The following is an 18,956-nucleotide window of genomic DNA, read 5'->3' as shown; positions in this document are numbered from 1 at the left end:
AGCTTGCCTCGCGATCTTTTAAATAGTCAAAAGATCGCGAGGCAAGCTCGCTCCTACAGAGTGGAGTATTTTCAAGCAGCATTAGGTGAACAACTGTTTAAAAGAGCATTATTTTGATTAACAAACCAAACCTGACGACTTCATCTTAAAGATTTAATCCAGCGTTCAAAAAATTCGCGCTGAACGAGTGGATCGTTAGTAACTCCCTCAGCATCATAGTCAAAAATATTGACCAAATTCTCCCTGAAAGCTTGCTTCCCAAGGGTCAGCTCATACGCCAAAAGCCCTGATGACATTTGCGAAGAAGCTCTTGAAGGATGCACATTGACTTTCGCCCCCTTACAAAAGAACTCAATATTTGACAGCATGGCTCTTAATTTTATAAAGCTCGAAAATAAGTTTTCTGCACAACAAGAATACACAGCCCCATTTACAGCCAAATCAATGCAGGACGACTCAACGTCATATGACAGCTTTGCTGTTACTAAGAGGCCGTCAATTTTCACCGCAATTTCTCGATCATCCACTTTTATTCCCTTGCGGATTTTTCAATAGAACAGCCACATGTACGCCGTTACTTCACTAGCACCCTGCTAATCAACTTCGAGGAATTGAACGTCAATAACCGCACCGCAATAGAACCCAAGAAAGATGAGCGTGCTTTGCATTTTACGAGTTAAAACAGCCTTACGGTGGCAAAAAAACCCTGTAGGAGCGCGCTTGCCTCACGATCTTTAAATCGTTTAAAAGATCGCGAAGCAAGCTCGCTCCTACAGAGGGGTATATACACTTTTTCATGCAACATCGAAAACGATCAAAAAAGATACTGACAACAATGAACCCATATAATAGTTTATTCCAACCCTATAACCAGATACACCACTATGGCCCATAAAACTTTAGACCCTCACAAATAAATCCTTGTGCCCTAGCAATTTCGAGAGCCAAATCACCTATAGTTTTAGCAAAAAAAATTGCCTCGGGAACATCCCATTGGAAGTCCTTTACTACACGAACTTGAAAAGTTCCTTCCGGGTCAAAAGAGGGATACCAACCCACATCCAGCAAAATATTCTCAGGATATTCAACCTGCAACATATCCTCTTTCAATGAATCCCAAGTCAAAGCTGCACTACCCTCAGTTACGCTTGAGAGCTCATCATATAAAACCCTCCCCCCTTTAAAGTCCCACACAATCATTTATTCAACCTCTTAAATTCAAACTCTGAAATTGGATGCCCATGTATTGTTTTCGCACTTAATTCAACCCTCACCCATCGACTAACTTTACCTTCACTAGCACCAACATCATATTCAAACGCCATAGTCTTCCATGTTCTTCCATTCGTGGTCGGGCTACCATATTGAAAAACTCCTCGCTCCAAAGTTTCAATATCAATTCCGGGTTTGTATTTGGCAGGTCCTTTTTTAGTCGATGTAACAATCTCCCTCCAGGACTTATTTTTTGGAGGGCTGTGCTTAAATCCATGAGGAGTCCATCCAATACTGGGAGGTAATTCTGGATAGTTTTCACTGCCACTGGCTTCATGTGCCGGATCTTGAGTGCCAGCTGTTATACCGCATCTATCTTCCCCCGGACACGAACTCAACCCCAACGGATCCACCCACCCTGTCGGGTTGGGCACGTACTGGTAGCTGTTCAGCCCGCCCGCGAGTTTGATCGGGTCGGGGGTGAGGTAGCGGCCGGTGTTTGGATTGTAGTAGCGATGGCGGTTGTAGTGTAGTCCGCTCTCTTCGTCGTAATACTGGCCCTGAAAGCGCAGCGGGTTGGTGATTTCGGCCTTGTCGAGTTTGAGGACGTTGCCGTAGGCCCGGTAATGGGCCGACCAGACAATTTGGCCGCGGTGGTCGGTGAGTTCTTGTGGCGTGCCCAGGTGGTCGAGTTGGTAGTGGTAAGCCTGTGCGGTGGCGCCCTCACCCTGGAGCAAGGCCAGCGGTTTGAAGGTGCCCGGTTCGTATAAGTAGCTGCAGTAGTGGCTGATGCCACGCAGGCCTTTTTGTTGGGCGCTTTCGGCGATCAGGCGTTCGCCCTGCCAGAGATATTGCGTAGTGGTGCCACCATGGTCTTTGCTGATACGCCGCCCGAAAGCGTCGTAGCGGTAGGTCACCTGACTGCCATCTGGCAGGGTGATGCCGATCAGGCGCTGCTGACTGTCGTAGCGGTAGTCGCGGGTCAGGCGTTGACCTGTGCCGCGTCGCTCTTGGCGAAGGTTGCCGTAGGCGTCGTACTCAAAATGGCTATCGCCTTGCATCAGCAGGCGGTTGCCTTTGATGTTGGCGTAGCGGCTGTGCCGTTGGCCGTCGATGCTTTGATCGAGTAGGTTGCCCGCCGGGTCGTGGACGAAGTGTTCGTTCAGTTGGCCGCGTACTTCGGTCAGGCGGTCGAGGGGGTCGTAGGCAAAGCTTTTTTGCCCTTTACGGCTGTCACTGAGCAGGCTGAGGTTGCCGTTGGCGTCGTAGCGGTAGTGACGGCGGTACAGCGGCTGACCCTCTATATCGCCACGGGCATTCAGTTGGCTGACGGCGTGGTCTTGCAGTCGGCCTTGTTCGTCGTATTGGTAGTGGCTGACCACGTAGCCTTGTTGGCGGACGGTTTCCAGCCCCGCTTCGTAGCGATGCCCGGTGAGGGTTTTGCCGTTGAGGTCGATGCCTTTGAGGGCGCCGCCTTTTTGATAGTGGTAGTGCAGGCGGTTGCCATCGGGCAGGCGGCAGTCGCTGAGTTGGCCGAGTGCGTCGTACTGATAACGCAGGGTCGCCCAGCCTTGATGCTCGCTGACAAGGCGATCTTGCAGGTCGTATTCGTAAGCCAGTGGCCAGGCACCGTCGTCGACGGCAGTCAAGCGACCCAAGGTGTCGTAGATGTAGGTGACCTCGCTGCCATCAGGCAGGGTTTTACTTGTCAGCCGCCCTGCAGGGTCGCGCGCGTAGGTAGTGACCAGCGGAGCACTGTCAGGATGTTCTGCGTCCGGGTATTCGGTCTTTTCCAGTAATTGACCTTTGAGGTCGTAGGCATAAGCAGTTTTACGGCCGTCAAAGCCGATTTCTTGCTGGATCAAACCGTTGGGGTAGTACTCAAGCTGGTAGTGCTCGTGGCGCTCGTTTTCGATACCGGTCAACAATAAGCGGGCGTTGTCGTAGCGGTAGTTGAGCTGGCTGCCATCAGGGTTGATGCGACGGCTGATGAGGTGCAGGTTGTCGGCGTATTCATAGCGGGTGATATGGCCGCGCTCATCGCGCTCGGCCGTGACTTTGCCGTAGGCGTTGTAGCTCCAGGCTCGGGTTTTGCCACCGGGCAAGGTGATTTGGCTGAGACGGTTGGCAGCGTCCCACTGATACTGGGTGATGGCGCCCCGCTCGTCCTGCCGGGTGATGGTGCGACCCTGTGCATCGTAGCGATAACGCCGTTGCGTGCCGTCTGGCAGGGTTTCGTCGAGCAGTTGCCCAAGCGGGTTCCAGGTCAGTGTGTGCTGGCTGCCGTCCGGGTAGTACAGGCCGCTGAGTTGGCCTTTGGCAGTGTATTTGTAGTGGGTTAGATTGCCGTCCGGGTCGGTCTGGCAGGTAATGTCGCCCTGGTTGTTGCGTTCATATTTCCAACTGGCAAGACCGCGCTGCACTTTGCGCACATGGCCGTTGAAGTAGCTGTAGAACGTTGGTTCGTCAGTGGGCGGGATCACTGCCGTAAGCTGCCCGGCCTCGTTGTACTGGTATTCGGTGACCGCGCCGAGCGGGTCTTTTTCAGCGATCAGGCGGCCTTTGTCATCGTAGGCCTTTTGGTGCTCTGCGCCGTCCGGGTCGATCTGGCTGACTAGCCGCGCATTGTCGTCATGCACATACACTTGCTGGCTGCCGTCCCGGTTTTTCACCGTGACCGAGCCTTGGTCGTCCCATTCGTAGGTGGCGTCCATCTGCCCGAAGTTGGCCCAATGACGGATGCAACGCGCCTGCTTGCCCGCGTGTTGCCACTGCCAGTAAAACGCCGCGCCACCCGCCAGTTGCCGTTCCTGGATGACGTGTTGGGCGTCGTAGCGGTAGTGCTCGGTTTCTTCCAGCGCATTGCTGGCGCTAATCAGTTGCCCCGCTGCGTTGTAGCGATAAGCGACCTGCGTGTAGAGGGTTGCCCAACGTTCAAGGTGAATTCCGCACTTGGCGTAGTGGTCATTTGAGCGCTCGGCAAATTCACGGCTGTCATCGTATTGCTGGTAGTCAACAGCGCTGAGGCGTGCGTCGGTGTAGCGCAGCAGCAAGGCGCGGCCGGCACCGTTGTCTATGCGGTGCAGTCGCCCTTGCTGGTAGGTAATTTTCAGCCGGTTGCCGTAGGCGTCGCTGATGGCGGTCAGTCGCAAGTCGTTGAAGTGATAGAAGCGGCTGCTTTTACCGGCGTGGGCGAGGATCAACTCGCCATCATGGTCGCCCAGGTAAATCGCCGCCTTGGCCAAGCTGTTGATGATGGCCGGGCGTTGTGCGCTGGGCTGTGGAAAGCGGGTCTGACGGTTCTCTTGATCAGTCCACAGCAGTTCGTCGCCTTCGCGTTGCAGGCGGTGCGACAGTGTGTGGCTCCAGCCAAAACCCAAATCGCCGTTTACTTCGACCGCGCTGGTGCGATACAGGCGAGTCCACTCAAGCGGCAGCGCACCGTCGAGCACGCCATCAGTCAAGGTCAGCAGCTCTTCGCCGGTGACCATTGAAACCGGGCAACCGTGGGTTTGGGTGTCTTTGGCAGTTTCGGCAGGTTTGCCGTTGGAGGTTTGGGATTGCGACGGGGCATCGTCGACGTGCTCGACCACCTCCAGCGTTGTTCTCGCCTTGGGTTTGCTTCGGGCTATAACCGTGGCATCAGGGATGCTTTGGGCGGGGGCTGGGCCACTCTGCGGTTTGATATCCAGATCTGCCTTCAATCCTGGATCCAGGCGGCCCTCGCTTTGCAGCAAAATCGGCTTGCCTACTGTGGCGTGGTGAGTGGATCGCGCTTTGCTGGTGCGCATCAGCAGGTCGACAAAACCTTCCAGCAATCGAGTCGCTTTTGCGCTTTCAACCACAGTGTTGGCCCCCTTGATAGAGAGCCGTACAGCCAGGCCAATCCCCCCACTGAATATGATGCCGAGGACGATATTGATCAGAACGTCAGTGGTTAGGCGCGCTTGTATCTCGCTACGAACTTGGGGCGGTAATAGTTTGAGCCAGGCGATCAAGGCTGAGAAATAAGACCACATCAGTGGCTCATCGCTGGCAATTAGCAGCGCGGTTTCCAGTGTTTCTTTGGAGGCGTCCAAGAGCAACTTCAGTTGCTCTTCGCTGAGGAACTTCTTGAACTTTTCGTAGCTCTGCTGGGGGCGGCTGATCAGCTTCAAGAAACCAACGATGTCATCCCACACGGCCAACAATGACTTGATAAGGCCGCTCCACTGGCTCTTGATCTCGATCCAGGAACGTCCCAATGCATCGGCTTCCTGATGAGCTTGCCAGAGCGACAGATATTCAGTGTCCCACTGGGTACCGAGCCATTGGCTCAGATCACTGAGCACCTCCTGATAAGAGTTAAAAAACGCATCAAGCTGCTCAGAAGTGATCTGCGGGTAAAAGGTGACGTGGTATTGCTGATTGGGCAGGCAGCCCTCGACACGTGTGATACCGGTGGCATCAATCAACGCTTTGATCTCGACACCCCCCCCCACTGGCACCAAGCGCACTTGGGTATTGCCTATGGGTATAAAACGCGCTGCTTCAAAGGCGTGGACCAACGTCACGGTAGAATCGCGCTGGCATTGGGCAAACATGGCCGCCGGCGCCTGATCGTCCTTGTCATGGATCACTACTTCATCGCCGACACGAAACACTTGCTCGACATCGATCATGCCGCCGTACCAGGAGTCCGCCCGATCCCGATAGTCTTCGATACAGTTTTCTAGCTCTTGCAAAACCTGCTTTACGTCAGGCTGGGTGTCGCTAATAGTCAGAAACATTTTGCCGATAATCGTGATCATGGTTACGCACAAGCCTCTTGCTGCACATGAGCCAACAAGAGCCCGCTGTCTTTACGTTGTAAGGGGGTTGAGCGCTGTACGAAGTGTTCAACCTTCAGTCGCAGCCGGGCTTCGCCGATCACTGCATACAACGGCGCGTGAGTGTCTTTGAGCCACTGCATGAGGTTGTCGATTACGGTGTTGAGGTCTTGTTCAGCAAGACTGTCGAGCAGGTCATCGGGCACTTGCCACCACGCAAATGCCTGAGCGGCAAGCACCTCACCCTGCCCCACCGTGACCGGCTGGCCGTTGATCCAATAGCGGTCGAAGACCGGCAAGACATCACGGGTCGCTGTGCCCAAATGCTGAAGGATGGGCAACCAGTGGCGACCATCCCAGAACCGAAAGAAAACAGCTTCGCCAGAGGGCATCAGGACCTGGGTGAGACTGCGCAAATGTTCGGTGATACGTTGCGGACTGGCCGTGGAGATGGCCAACCAGCCCCAATCGTCAGCATCGGTTTGCGCGGCCCACTGGATGAACTCACTGTCAGGCGTCAGCCTCAGTAGATAAGGCATGACCGGGAGCCAGTCGGCATAGGCGGTGTCAGCCCACAGCCTGTCTGGTGGCTCGACTCCACCTTGTTGGCGGTAGGCCGCTAGGGGATCGGCATCGCTGGTGGAGCTGATCACCGCGTACAGGCTTTCGCCGGGGCGCAGCGGGTTATCTGCCAGCCACTGCTGGGGGGTTAAAGGCTCAGAGTTCACAAACGCCTCCTTTGCATTTTTCGCACTCTTCGCAGAAAGGTGCGTTGCGCTTGAGGCTGTTGATTTGGGTCGGGGTCAAGACGGCGGCGGTCAGTGCTGCAACGGCAGAGGTGACGGCGGGCAACGCGGGTGTGCCCGGCACCGGTACGCCACCGAGCAGGATCGGTGAGCTGACATAAATCCCGGCAGCGCTGACGATCAGGTGCTGGCCGCCCGCCGTCAGCGAGATACACGCCCCTGCCGACAACACCACATAGGCACCGGCCTTGATCGTGACTTCCATGCCCGCGTCGACCGTCAGCGCCACCCCCACCAGGGTGTGGCTGCTGGCGGCAATTTGGCGAAAGTCGTTGGCATTGAGCTGGGCTTTGCGATCACCGCTGACCGTGCGCTGATCATCACCTTTGAGCACCGAAATACTGTTGCCGGTGATGGTTTCTGCGCGCTGGCCATCGATTTGCAGCAGCGAGTCATTTTTGATGTGTTGTTCAAGGTCGCGCTGGGCATGCAGGTAGATCAGTTCCTGGCCCAGTCGGTCTTCAATGTGCAGTTCGTTGTAGCCCGTGCCGCTCGGGGTGCTACGGCTGCGCAGTACACTGCGGGTTTTGTAAGCGGGCAACGGATAGGGAGGCGGGTTGAGGCTATTGACCAGACAACCAGAAATCACCGGCTGGTCCGGATCACCCTCCAGAAACGCCACCAGTACTTCCATGCCGACCCGTGGCACGGTTACTGCGCCATGACTGTCACCGGCCCAGCTAGAAGCCACCCGCAGCCAGCAACTGCTGGCGTCGTTGTTTTGGCCTTCACGGTCCCAATGAAACTGCACCTTCACCCGACCGTATTGATCGCAATGTACCTCGTCGTTGACGGGGCCGGTGACCCGGGCGGTCTGCAGGCCCAGCACCTGAGGCTTGAGATGTTTGAGTGGCGGGCGGTAGAACACGTCCCACGGTGTCGCCGCGAAGTCGTTGCGATAGCCCTGGGTAAACCCGTCAGTGGGCTTGTCGTCCAGATCAGTCCCGGTCTCTTCGAGCACTTGCGGCTGTCGGCCCTGATGATGGATTTCAGTCAGCAACCACATCGCGTTCCAGTCGCCGTGGGGGTGCTCGCTCAGGGTAATGAAATGGCCACTGATAAAACCGCAGTCGTCACTTTCGCCATTGGCCAGACAGCGGTCGGCGCGTTGGCGCTCAAGGGCCCGCTGGCTCAGCAACTGGCCGCGCTGTTCGAGACTGAAGTGGCCGGGGTAGCGGTAATCTTCAAGATCTCGCTCGACGCGGTGGGTGTCGGGGCCGTAGCTCGCCTGGATATCGCGACTGGCGGTTTCGAAGGTGTAATCACGCAAGCTACTGCGGGTGGAACGGGTGTTGATGCCCACCTCGAAATAGCTGACCACCGGGGTATCGGCCACCAGGCCGCTTTCGCCCTGATATGGCACGGGGTGATCAAGTTTGGCGAAGGCGTTCTGGCCATCACCGAAGACCAATTGATGGCCTTGGGCAGAGTGACGGAAGTGGTAGTGAATGCCCTCTTCTTCGCACAGGCGCTGAATGAAGTGCAGATCCGTTTCGTGGTATTGCACGCAGTAGTCGCGAACCGGGTAGGTCCCGTGCAGGTTGAAAGCGTAGGCATTGCTGAAAATGCCGTGCTCCTCAAGGAGCCGGGCAATGATCTGCTCGACTGTCAGTTGCTGGAACATGCGCTGGTTGGTGCGATGCTCGAGGTAGGCCAGTTGCGGCACCAGGGTCAGGGTGTAAACCGTCAGGCGCTGGCGGGTCTGGCCTTGGGCAATGGCATAGATGAGCCCGTGAACGCCGCCTCCGCCGTCGGCATACGCCAAAAAGGCCGAGGCATGCAGCAGTGCCACCAGATCCAGATCGGCCCGCGGGCTGACCAGTATCAGCTCGAAGGCATAAGGCGTGCTGATGGCCTCATCACCTTTGAATGACAAGACTTGAAGGTCATCAGCAAAGCCGTCAATGGTCAGGCTGAAACGAAACTGAGGCTGCGAGCGTGACATCCGCGACTCCTTGCGCTGCGGTCGCCCTGATGTAACAAAACGTCAGGGTTTATCGGTGCGCAAGTGTGCAATCACGGCATTGGGGCTGGATGTAGGCTGGGTCTATGACTGTCTCAGCTTTAGGCGAATATCGAGTAGGAAGGCTGAATGCTAAGTGTAGGAGGGGCCGCCCAGTCGCGCAGCAGACAGGCCACTGTAGTCGCTGACGAGGTACGAAGGCTGCGATCGGCTGCGTGCAGCCGTGAAACCATCCACCTCGGTATTCTTAAGTACATATCCATTGCTGCGGCAACGACCACTTAGGGTTCCGGCCTTACGCCGGGCCTCTTGGATCAAGATCACAAGCCAGATCAAGATCAAAAGATCGCGAGCAAGCTCGCTCCTACAGGGCCTTTAGTGTCAATCACTTGTTTTGTGTTTGGTAAGAGTGAGCTTGCCTCGCGATCTTTTCGACCCGCGAGGCAACGGCTACAGCGTGTATTAAAACAATCCGGAGGTCGGTGGCGGCGTGCCTTTCAGTTGCCAGGAGCCAACGGCGGAGGCTTTCCAGTGGCGTGGGTTGTGGTTGGCCACCGTGCGCGCATTGCGCCAGTGACGGTCCAGGTTGTGCCCGCGCCCTGTGGTTGAGGCGCCGCCCACGTCGAACACCAGCTCGGCGGCCTTGAGCGCCGACTCGGCAGCAATATATTGCGCCTGTGCCACATCGACAGCGGCCTGGTCGACCAAGTGCGGATCGAGGTCGCCCGCCCATGCCCGGTCAATGGATTCTGCCGCGTGCAACACCACTGCTTCGGCGGTGAAGGCCCGGGCCGAGATGTCACCGACGCTCAATTCAACATAAGGGTCGTCCACCGAGCGGCTGGCGCTGCTGTGTTTGATGGGCCGGGCGTGCTCGTTGGCAAACACAATGGCGTCGTTCAAGGCGTTGCGTGCAATGCCCGCCTGAACCGCGGCGAGGAACAATTGCAAAAACGGCGTGACAATTGTGCGCTTGCCCTCTTCCACCGTCCGTGTACGAATTTCGTCAGCCAGCACTTGCACGTTATTCAGGCGCGTGGTGCCACTGGCGGTCAGGCGCTGGCCCATCGCGTCAAAATCGTCGAGCAACTCCAGGCCCTTGCGGTTGCGCGGCAGGATAAACGAAACCGGTTGATCCTCTTCGTCCAACGCCACCGCGCTGACCCAGTCGGCGTACAGCGAGCCGGTGCTGTAATACTTGCTACCGGTGGCCCGGTAGTGCTCGCCGTCACGCACAATCCGCGCGCTGATCGAGCCGTTGGCGCCGCCCACTTCCCAGCCGGCATTGCCCACCACGATGCCGTCCAGGTAGCGGGCAAACCAGCGCTCGCGCTCGGTTTCGGCCTGTTCGCTGGAGGACGCCAGCAAGCCTTCGACAAAGCCGAACCCCGGGCGCAACGCCTGGGCGACGTTGGAATCGGCGGCGGCAATGCGGATCAATAAACGGATCACATCCTTGACCGAACCACCGCTGCCGCCATAACGCACGGGGATGCGCGTGGTGAAAAAACCGGCCTTGGCAATCTGCGCCACCGCATCAAACGGCAGCAGGCGATCACGCTCGCGTTGTGCGGCCCCCGCTGCAATGGTGGGCAATATTTCATCAGCCCGGACATTCAGTGTGTCGATCGTGGCAATAGCCTGTTCAGTTACAAGAGACAACGTAGTCATGACAATTCCTTAAGGTGTTCAAGCTTAAATAGCGATCTTCCACAGTTGCGATTCGTCAAATCGCAACGCCGTGCTTTCCGCTTCCAGCGGTGGCACCACCAGCTCACTGTCGGCGCCCGGTAAACGCGGCACTGCGCCCAAGAGGCGTTGGGTGTAAGCGTGTTTTGGATGTTCAAAAAGGTCTTCGACCGGGGCGCTTTCAACCACTTGGCCGCGACGCATCACCAGCACTTCGTCACTGACATGGCGGATCACGCCCAGGTCATGGGAAATAAACAGGTAGGCCAGCCCCAATGAGGCTTGCAGGTCGGCCAGCAGGTCCAGCACTTGCGCCTGCACCGAGACATCGAGGGCCGAGACCGGTTCGTCACAAATGATCACTTTAGGGTTGCTGGCAATGGCCCGGGCGATGGCCACCCGTTGCCGCTGGCCGCCCGACAGTTGCAAGGGACGGCGGCTCGCCAGCTCGGCCGGCAAGCGCACTTGCTCGAGCAACTCGCGGATCCGTGCGGGCTGCTGCGAAGCTGCTACACCGGCCACATCCAGCGCGTCGGCGAGGATCTGGCCGATGTTCCAGCGCGGGTCGAACGAACTCAGCGGGTCTTGATAAATCACGCTGATGTCACGTCGATGCACACGCCGGTCTTTTTCCGCCACCCGATCTGCGCCCGCCCCCGCCCAGGCGTGCCCCAGAAACTGCACCTGACCCGCATCCGGCTCCAGCAACCCCAGCACAATGCGCGCCACGGTGGTTTTGCCCGAACCGGACTCGCCGACGATGCCCAGCGTGCGCCCGGCGCGCAGTTCAAAGCTGACGTCATCGACCACTTGGCGAGATTGCTGATCGGGGCCGATATAGCGTTTACCCAAACCGCTGGCCTTGAGCAGCACCGGCGAGTCAGCGCCCGGCCGAGGTTGCACAAGCTGCCCGCTGTTGTGCGACGACAGCCGCGTGCCCCGCGCATGTTCAGCCGGCACCGCGTCCAGCAACGCCTGGGTGTAGGGGTGGCTCGGGGTGCGCAAAACCTGCTGCATTGGGCCCTGCTCGACCACCACGCCGTGGCGCAGCACCAGCACCTCATCTGCCAATTGCGCCACCACCGCCAAGTCATGGCTGATGATCAGCAACGAATCACCGCGAGCCTTGATCTCTTGCAGCACTTGCAGAATTTGCGCCTGCACCGTGGCGTCCAGCGCGGTGGTCGGTTCATCGGCGATGACCAGCCCTGGGCTCAGCGCCAATGCACTGGCGATCAGCGCACGCTGGCGCAGGCCACCGGACAATTGATCGGGCCGCTGGCGGGCACGCAATTCGGGCTCGGGCACGCCAACTTTATCCAGCAATTCGATAACCCGCTCAGCGCGGCTGCGCCGGTCACCCCATTGGTGGGTCGTGAGCACTTCCAGAATCTCTTTGCCCACCGGGCGCAGCGGGTCAAGCGAGACCAGCGCATCTTGCAGCACAAAGCCAATGCCTTTGCCGCGTAAACCGCGCCAGCCACGCTCAGACAACCCGAGCAAATCCTGCCCGCCATAACTCAAAGTGCGCGCCGTCACCCGCGCCCCGGCACCGGCCAGACCAATCAGGCTACGCGCCGTCACGCTTTTGCCAGAGCCCGACTCGCCCACCAGCGCCAGGGTCTTGCCCGGCGCCAGGGTAAACGACACATCGCGCACCACGGTCTGGCCGCCAAACTCAATGGACAGGCCCTCAACGATCAAGTGTTTATCGCTCATGACAGGCGCCCCTCCAGACGTTGTTGCAGATAACGGCCCGCGACCGTGGTCGACAGCGTGGTGAGGACGATGAACACCCCCGGAAAGAAGGTCAGCCACCAGGCGTTGGCGACAAAGTCGCGGCCCATGGACAGCATGGTCCCCCACTCCGGCGCGGGCGGCTTGGCGCCCAGCCCCAGAAAGCTCAGGGCCGAGGCCCAGACAATCGCCTGACCAATCCCCATGGTTAGAGTCACGATCAGCGGGCGCATGGCATTGGGTAATAGCTGGCGCAGGATGATCCGCCGCGTGGGGTGACCCAAAGCAACCGCCGCTTCGATGTAACCGGCATTGCGCACCGCCAGCACCTGACCGCGCACCATCCGTGCATAGCCCGGCGCTGCGCCCAGTCCGGTGGCAACAATCAACGGCCCGATGCCGCTGCCAAACACCGCCACAAACAGCAGCGCCAACACCAGGCTCGGGAACGCGAACAGTATTTCCAGCAGCCAGCCAACCCCACGGTCAAGTCGTGCACCGCCAAGCCCGCCGAGCAACCCCAGGGCAATCGCAATGCTCATGGCCAGCACGGTAGCCGCCAGACCAATCAGCAGCGACTGGCGGGTGCCGTAAATCACCCGCGAGAAAATATCCCGGCCGGACTGATCCGTACCAAACCAATGCGCCCACCCCGGCGGATGAAACGCATAGTGCGGCACAATCGCCAGCGGGTCGGCATGGGTGAAGAGTTGCGGCAACAGCGCGGCAACGATCAAAAACGCCAGAAAAATCAGCGCCAGCAAAGGCCCCAGCGGCACCTGGCGTGACCTGCGTTGCACCCGCACACCCGGCAACTGCGTTTCGAGAGTCAGTGTGCTCATGCTGTTTTCCCCTGTTGACGAGGGTCGACCCACAGGTGCAGCAGGTCGACCAGAATGTTGGCCAGCACATACACCGCCGCAACGGTCAAGCTGATACCGATGGTCAGCGGCAAGTCCTGCGCCTGCACCGCCTGATACAACTGACGCCCCAGCCCCTTGCGCGAAAAGATCACTTCAACCACCACCGCGCCACTGATCAAGGCGCCGATGGCCCAGCCCGACAACGAAATGCCGGGCAACACCGCATGGCGCAGCGCATGCTTGAAGCGCACGGCGGTTTCGCTCAAACCACGGGTCCGCGCGGTCAGCACAAAAGGTTGCTCCAGGGTCAGCTCCAGTGATTCTCGGGTGACCTGCGCAATAAACCCGGCCAGCGGCACCGCCAGCGCCACAGACGGCAACACCAGGGTTCGCCAGCCATCGCTGCCGGCAGGCGGGAACCAGCGCAGCCCGAAGGCAAACACCGCCAGCAGCACCAGGCCTAGCCAAAAATGCGGCACGGCGGCCGAGACGGTTTCGGCAAACGAAGCCACCTTGGCCACCCAACGCTGGCGCCCGGCGGTCAACACGGTGAGCAACAGCACCAGCAGCCAGGCCAGGACCAATGAGGTAAACGTCAGTTGCAGGGTCGCCCACGATTGCTCGGCCAGCACGCGGGTCACCGGCAAGTGCTGCGAGTAAGACACCCCCAGATCGCCCTGGACCAGACGCCCCAGGTACAGCGCGTATTGCACCGCCAAGGGCTTGTCCAGCCCGTACTCGCGGGTGGCTTCGGCAATGGTCTCGGGCGACGGGTTGCCACTCGGGCCGCCGAGGATGGCCAGCACCGGGTCGCCCGGCATCAGCCGCAGGGCAAAGAAGGTCAGGGTCGCCACCGCCCACAGCACCAGCAGCCCGCCCGCCACACGCCAGACGGCGCGTCGCCCCACCTGCAGCCAGCGCTCGCGCTGCGGATTTACAGTCTCGATTCGGCTCATTGGTTCACCCTTTTCATTTATTGACCCAGGCGTCATACAAATACGTCACCGCCAAAGACGGCTCCAGGCGCACGCCCTGGGTGGTCTTGTAGATGCCCAGGCGTGAGCTTTGCGGGTACGTGGTCAGTTGCAGGTATTGGCTGGAGGCAATCTGCTGCGCCTTGTAATACAGCGCCTTGCGCTGCTCAGGATCTTGCGTGGTCAAGGCTTGCTGGATCAGCCCGTCAAACGCCGCATCGCTGAAGCCGGCGGTGTTCTGGTGATAGCCGCCGACACCCGCCGGGCGAATAAACTCCGAGCCAAAAATAATCCGCAGCACGTCGGGGGTGTTGGTGTTCCAGTAACCAATACGAATGTCGTAGTCCCAGTCCGCCTGGCGCTGAGTGGCCTGCACATCACTCATCTGGTCGATGATCAGTTGAAACCCGACCGCCCGAGTGGTCGCTTGCACCTGCTCCCACAAGGTGTACTCCGAGGGCGGCGTGCGGTTGCCCATCACCACATGCACCTGCAAGCGCTTGCCGTCACGAGTGCGATAGCCTTCGCTGTCACGTCCGGTCCAGCCGGCCTCATCAAGCAATTGCGCCGCGCGCGCCGGGTCGTAGTCCTGGGCGTGTTCGAAGTCCGGGCTGTAAAAGCGGGTCGCCGAACTCAGCGGGCCACCGGCACGGGGGAACTCGCTGAAATACACACTTTTGAGCGCGCCCTCGACATCCGAACTGCGCACAAAAGCTTCGCGCACCTTGAGGTCATTAAACGGCGCACGGGTGATATTCAGCGTGCCGTTGGTGGGGTTGCCCGGCCGCAAGGCCACCAATACCGTAAGGTCCGGGTTGCGTCGGGCGGCCTCATGGGATTCGGGCGGCAGCGTCTCGATCACATCGACCTCTCCGGCTTGCAGCGAGGCGAAGCGCACCGACGGCTCCTGAATGAACTTCCAGACGATGCGCTCCAGCCACGCCGGGCCTTGATGCTTGGCAGTGGGTGGCGCCCAGTTGTAATCCGGGTTGCGCACCAGTTCGACCTGGCTTTGCCGGTCCCAGCGGACGATCTTGAACGGGCCGCTGCCCACCGGGCTTTCGCAGTTTTCATCGCGCGAGCGAAGCAGCGCGGTGGGCGACTCTATGCCCAGAAACCCCTGGGCCAAGACTTCCAGAAACGCCGCGTACGGGGTGGCCAAGTGCACCACCGCCGTATGGTCATCGAGTACATCGGTGCTGCGGTATTGGCGGATATAACCGCCCGCCGTACTCGATTGGGTTTTCGGGTTGGCCATGTGATCGAGGTTGGCCTTGACCGCAGCCGCGTTGAACGGCGTGCCGTCGGTGAAATGCACGTCATCGCGCAAATGGAAGGTGTACGTCAGGCCATCGGTCGAGACCTCCCAACTTTTCGCCAGCCAGGGCCCGATCTGGCCTTGGTCATCCATCGACACCAGCGAGTCGAGGTACTGCTGGCCGATAAACACCTGCGGCATGTCACCCGCCACATGCGGGTCGAGGCACGTGGGCTCGCGGTCGGTGGCATAAATCAACGTCCCGCCGCTGACCGGTTTGTCGCTGCGCGCAACGGTTGAGGTTTCCTGCCCGCAGCCGACCAGTACCGAGCACAGGGTTGCGATGCCGAGCAACGGAAAGTTTCGAATAAAGGGGGAAATATTGCGCATGGGGCCTGCTGCCTTAAGTCCGGGACTTAGGCTATTGCACAAGCCATGCCGGGTTTTTCGCCCAGCAAACAGGCGCATATAGGCGTCAGGAAGGAGTCAAAAGCAACAGTCTGTGCAGCGACTGTTGGTGAGCCAACACTTGGCAAAAACCCACTGTAGGAGCGAGCTTGCCTCGCGATCTTTTGATCTTGATCTAAGAGCCCCCTCACCCTAGCCCTCTCCCGAAGGAGAGGGAACCGATTGGGGGATGCTATCGATTATCGGCGGCCTGCTTGCTTCGCGACAGGGCGACGTCGTATACGGCGCGCGCCCACCTACAAGTGATGTGCTCAGAAACGTAATGGCGTGGCCGGTTGTTGCAACAGCGCCGGGTCGCGATAACGGGCGCCGAAATGATCAGCGGGCAAACGCGCCTGCCCCGAACCAAACAGGCGTTCGCGCAGGGTTTCGCCTTCGTTGTAGCGCTCACGGAAACGACCACGACGGCGCAGTTCCGGGATCACCAGTTCAATAAAATCCCGGGCCGTTTCAAACGACAGGTACTGGCGCAAATTGATCCCGTCGATGCCGTCGACATCCAGCCACTTCTCGATTTCATCCGCCACCACGGTCGGCGTACCCGCCACAAAGAAACGCTCGCGGTTAAAGCCGGAGAACTGCGACAACACGGTGCCGATGGTCCACTCGGGCTTGTAGCGCTGCAGGCTTTCCCAGCCGTCGACTTTAAGCTCGATCAAATCACTGATCAGCGCATCGCTGGGGTAAGCGGTCAGGTCAATGGCTGACTGGTGATGGGCCAGCGACGCTTCGACGCTCATCAGCTTGCGATAGCTGTCGAGCTTGCGGCTGACTTCTTCGTCAGTCCGGCCCACGATCACCCCGGCCATGACGATAAATTTCAGCCCCGCCGGGTCACGCTCATGGGCGATGGCCTTGTTGCGCATGGCCTGGATATTCGCGCGCACGGCCGGAGTGTCGAGGCCACCGGTAAACACCACTTCGGCATGCCGCCCGGCAAATTCGATACCGGCTGGCGAGCCGGTTGCCTGGAACAACACGGGCGTGCGCTGGCGCGACGGCTGGCACAGGTGCGGCCCAGCCACGCTGAAGTGCTCACCCACGTGGTTGATGTAACGGACCTTGTGCGGGTCGGTGTAGACCCGTTGTTCACGGTCGATAATCACCGCGTCATCGTCCCACGAGCCTTCCCACAGCTTGTAGAGCACATCCAGGTATTCATCGGCGATTTCATAGCGGTGGTCATGCACGACCTCGGTGTCATGCCCGAAGTTGCGCGCCGCATTGGGCAGGTACGAGGTCACGATGTTCCAGCCCACCCGGCCCTTGGTCAGGTGATCCAGGGTGCTCATGCGCCGGGCAAAAGCAAACGGCGGCTCGTACGTGGTCGAAAACGTCGCGCCAAAGCCGAGGTTTTTGGTCACGGCGGCCATGGCCGGAATCACCATCAACGGGTCGTTGCTGGGGATTTGCATAGCCTCGCGCAGGGCGGTTTCCGGGCCATTGCGAAAACGGTCATAGGTGCCGATCACGTCGGCCAGAAACACCCCGTCAAAGGTGCCGTATTCCAGCAGTTGCGCCAGCTCGGTCCAGTAATCCAGATCATTGAAGCGGTGACGGTTGTTCTCGGGATGCACCCACAGGCCGTGAACGATATGGCTCACGCAGTTCATTTCAAACAGATTGACGTGCAGTTGCTTGGGCATCGCCCGTACTCCTATGGCGCAGGGTTGGGGACACGCTGATGGACGGCCTCGATGCGCGCCAGAATCTCCGGGCTGAGGCTTACATTGATTGCGCTGAGGTTGTCGCGCAATTGCACGAGGCTGGTTTGCCCGGTCAGCGCGCTGGCCACAAAGGGTTTGTTGATGACATAAGCCAGCGCCAATTGCGCCGGGGTCAAGTCGTGCTCGCGGGCGATGTCCACGTAGCCTGCGATGGCTTCTTGGGCCAGCGGGCTGTCGTAGCGATTGAACGTGCGGTACACCGAGGTCAGACGCGAGCCCTCAGGGCGGGCGCCTCCCAGGTACTTGCCGGTCAAGGTGCCAAACGCCAGCGGCGAATACGCCAGCAGGCCAACGCCTTCGCGATGGGTGAACTCGGCCAGGCCGCCCTCGTACAGGCGGTTCAGCAAGCTGTAGGGGTTTTGGATGCTGACAATGTTCGGCAGGCCCAGGCGCTCGCTCTGCTTGAGGAACTCGGCCACGCCCCACGCCGTTTCGTTGGACACGCCGATGTGGCGGATCTTGCCCGCCTTGACCTGATCGGCCAGCACCGAGAGGGTTTCTTCGATGGCCACGCTTTGCGTGTCTTCGGCGTACGGGTATTCACGCAGGCCAAAAAAGTTGGTCGGGCGGTCGGGCCAGTGCAGTTGATAGAGATCGAGGTAGTCGGTTTGCAGGCGCTTGAGGCTACCGTCCAGGGCTTCGACGATGTTGCGCCGGTCATGCCGGGTCAGGCCATCGCGAATATGCAATTGGCCACCGGGCTCGCGGGCCGGGCCGGCAATTTTGCTGGCCAGCACGATGTCGGCGCGGCGCGCGCTGTTGGCGCCCAGCCAGTTGCCGATATAGCGTTCGGTGGTACGCCAGGTGTCGCCGCGGGTGGGCGTGGGGTACATCTCGGCGGTGTCGATCAGGTTGACGCCTTCAGCCAACGCCAGTTCGATTTGCTGATGAGCGTCGCTTTCGGTGTTTTGGTGGCCCCAGGTCATGGTGCCCAGGCCCAGAACGCTGACGTTAATGCCGCTGTTACCCAGTTGACGGTAGTGCATGAGAGGTCCTTTTAGCTGGCAATCAATACAAACACCTTGAGTGTTTATGACTACCAGGAACCTATGCACCTAACATGCCACGGACCCCAACCTCAGGCATAACAGCATATTAGCCCTACGGGTCAGGCAACGTGTTGTTGGACCGTGTGCAATGTGCTCATGAAGTGTTGGGCAACCAACATGTTGATTTGTTTGCTTCACGACGTTTGATCTTGACCTAAGAACCCCCTCACCCCAGCCCTCTCTCGTAGGAGAGGGAGCCGATTGGGGGATGCGGCAGCCCAGTATTTATGGCGACTCTACTGTGCCGCCCTGGCAGCCGCGCTGATTGGGATTGTCGGTGCAGCCTTGCTGATAACTGAAGTATTGGCAGCCCGCACATAGAACAACAAGGCTCAACAGCATCCATCGCAATGTCATACGTTCTCCTGGGTCAGCTGGTTATTCATCTTCAATAGCCTAGCT

The 18,956-nt window shown here is 59.0% G+C and carries 13 protein-coding genes; all 13 read right to left on the bottom strand.

Features of this window, described 5'->3' with window-relative positions:
- Positions 1-140 precede the first annotated feature (140 nt).
- On the bottom strand, positions 141-527 hold the full coding sequence (locus QMX84_RS09435) for a hypothetical protein (protein WP_282363682.1): 387 nt from the start codon (positions 525-527) through the stop codon (positions 141-143).
- Between the two features lie 355 nt (positions 528-882).
- Entirely contained in the window at positions 883-1,200 is a 318-nt protein-coding gene (locus QMX84_RS09430; RefSeq protein ID WP_282363681.1) for a hypothetical protein, read from the bottom strand.
- Positions 1,197-6,002 carry an RHS repeat-associated core domain-containing protein gene (locus QMX84_RS09425; protein ID WP_282363680.1) on the bottom strand — a complete coding sequence of 1,602 codons (4,806 nt, stop codon included), beginning with the start codon at positions 6,000-6,002 and terminating at the stop codon, positions 1,197-1,199. Before QMX84_RS09425 ends, QMX84_RS09430 begins: the two co-directional genes overlap by 4 nt.
- Positions 6,003-6,004: 2 nt before the next feature.
- Positions 6,005-6,748 (bottom strand): DUF4123 domain-containing protein, encoded by a 744-nt coding sequence (locus QMX84_RS09420; protein ID WP_282363679.1) that lies wholly within the window; start codon positions 6,746-6,748, stop codon positions 6,005-6,007.
- Entirely contained in the window at positions 6,738-8,771 is a 2,034-nt protein-coding gene (locus tag QMX84_RS09415; RefSeq protein ID WP_282363678.1) for a type VI secretion system tip protein VgrG, read from the bottom strand. Before QMX84_RS09415 ends, QMX84_RS09420 begins: the two co-directional genes overlap by 11 nt.
- A 480-nt stretch (positions 8,772-9,251) precedes the next feature.
- Positions 9,252-10,460 (bottom strand): acyl-CoA dehydrogenase family protein, encoded by a 1,209-nt coding sequence (locus tag QMX84_RS09410; protein WP_282363677.1) that lies wholly within the window; start codon positions 10,458-10,460, stop codon positions 9,252-9,254.
- Between the two features lie 24 nt (positions 10,461-10,484).
- Positions 10,485-12,197, bottom strand: coding sequence for an ABC transporter ATP-binding protein (locus tag QMX84_RS09405; protein WP_262124568.1), 1,713 nt, complete (start codon positions 12,195-12,197; stop codon positions 10,485-10,487).
- Positions 12,194-13,057: an ABC transporter permease gene (locus QMX84_RS09400; protein ID WP_282363676.1), complete on the bottom strand. Its 864-nt coding sequence runs from the start codon at positions 13,055-13,057 to the stop codon at positions 12,194-12,196. Before QMX84_RS09400 ends, QMX84_RS09405 begins: the two co-directional genes overlap by 4 nt.
- Positions 13,054-14,034 carry an ABC transporter permease gene (locus QMX84_RS09395; RefSeq protein ID WP_048368923.1) on the bottom strand — a complete coding sequence of 327 codons (981 nt, stop codon included), beginning with the start codon at positions 14,032-14,034 and terminating at the stop codon, positions 13,054-13,056. The genes QMX84_RS09400 and QMX84_RS09395 overlap by 4 nt, the downstream gene beginning before the upstream one ends.
- Before the next feature lie 13 nt (positions 14,035-14,047).
- Complete coding sequence (locus tag QMX84_RS09390; RefSeq protein WP_282363675.1) at positions 14,048-15,700, bottom strand: ABC transporter substrate-binding protein; 1,653 nt, start codon at positions 15,698-15,700, stop codon at positions 14,048-14,050.
- A 329-nt stretch (positions 15,701-16,029) separates the two neighbouring features.
- Positions 16,030-17,424 (bottom strand): LLM class flavin-dependent oxidoreductase, encoded by a 1,395-nt coding sequence (locus QMX84_RS09385; protein WP_282363674.1) that lies wholly within the window; start codon positions 17,422-17,424, stop codon positions 16,030-16,032.
- Positions 17,425-17,435: 11 nt separating this feature from the next.
- Positions 17,436-18,491, bottom strand: coding sequence for an NADP(H)-dependent aldo-keto reductase (locus tag QMX84_RS09380; RefSeq protein ID WP_048388512.1), 1,056 nt, complete (start codon positions 18,489-18,491; stop codon positions 17,436-17,438).
- Positions 18,492-18,779: 288 nt separating this feature from the next.
- Positions 18,780-18,911: a hypothetical protein gene (locus QMX84_RS09375; protein WP_256678844.1), complete on the bottom strand. Its 132-nt coding sequence runs from the start codon at positions 18,909-18,911 to the stop codon at positions 18,780-18,782.
- Positions 18,912-18,956: the final 45 nt, after the last annotated feature.

Origin of the sequence: Pseudomonas sp. PS01297, assembly GCF_029959305.1 — a bacterium.
In the GTDB taxonomy this organism is placed as follows: Bacteria; Pseudomonadota; Gammaproteobacteria; order Pseudomonadales; family Pseudomonadaceae; genus Aquipseudomonas; species Aquipseudomonas helleri.
Note: the sequence above shows the minus strand (reverse complement) of the source record. Positions and strands in the feature narration are given on the sequence as shown.

Excerpts from the sequence above, each read along its gene's own strand:
- QMX84_RS09425 (WP_282363680.1), bottom strand. The coding sequence starts at position 6,002 with ATGATCACGATTATCGGCAAAATGTTTCTGACTATTAGCGACACCCAG.
- QMX84_RS09385 (WP_282363674.1), bottom strand. The coding sequence starts at position 17,424 with ATGCCCAAGCAACTGCACGTCAATCTGTTTGAAATGAACTGCGTGAGC.
- QMX84_RS09395 (WP_048368923.1), bottom strand. The coding sequence starts at position 14,034 with ATGAGCCGAATCGAGACTGTAAATCCGCAGCGCGAGCGCTGGCTGCAG.
- QMX84_RS09390 (WP_282363675.1), bottom strand. The coding sequence starts at position 15,700 with ATGCGCAATATTTCCCCCTTTATTCGAAACTTTCCGTTGCTCGGCATC.
- QMX84_RS09375 (WP_256678844.1), bottom strand. The coding sequence starts at position 18,911 with ATGACATTGCGATGGATGCTGTTGAGCCTTGTTGTTCTATGTGCGGGC.
- QMX84_RS09380 (WP_048388512.1), bottom strand. The coding sequence starts at position 18,491 with ATGCACTACCGTCAACTGGGTAACAGCGGCATTAACGTCAGCGTTCTG.
- QMX84_RS09430 (WP_282363681.1), bottom strand. The coding sequence starts at position 1,200 with ATGATTGTGTGGGACTTTAAAGGGGGGAGGGTTTTATATGATGAGCTC.
- QMX84_RS09415 (WP_282363678.1), bottom strand. The coding sequence starts at position 8,771 with ATGTCACGCTCGCAGCCTCAGTTTCGTTTCAGCCTGACCATTGACGGC.
- QMX84_RS09400 (WP_282363676.1), bottom strand. The coding sequence starts at position 13,057 with ATGAGCACACTGACTCTCGAAACGCAGTTGCCGGGTGTGCGGGTGCAA.
- QMX84_RS09410 (WP_282363677.1), bottom strand. The coding sequence starts at position 10,460 with ATGACTACGTTGTCTCTTGTAACTGAACAGGCTATTGCCACGATCGAC.
- QMX84_RS09405 (WP_262124568.1), bottom strand. The coding sequence starts at position 12,197 with ATGAGCGATAAACACTTGATCGTTGAGGGCCTGTCCATTGAGTTTGGC.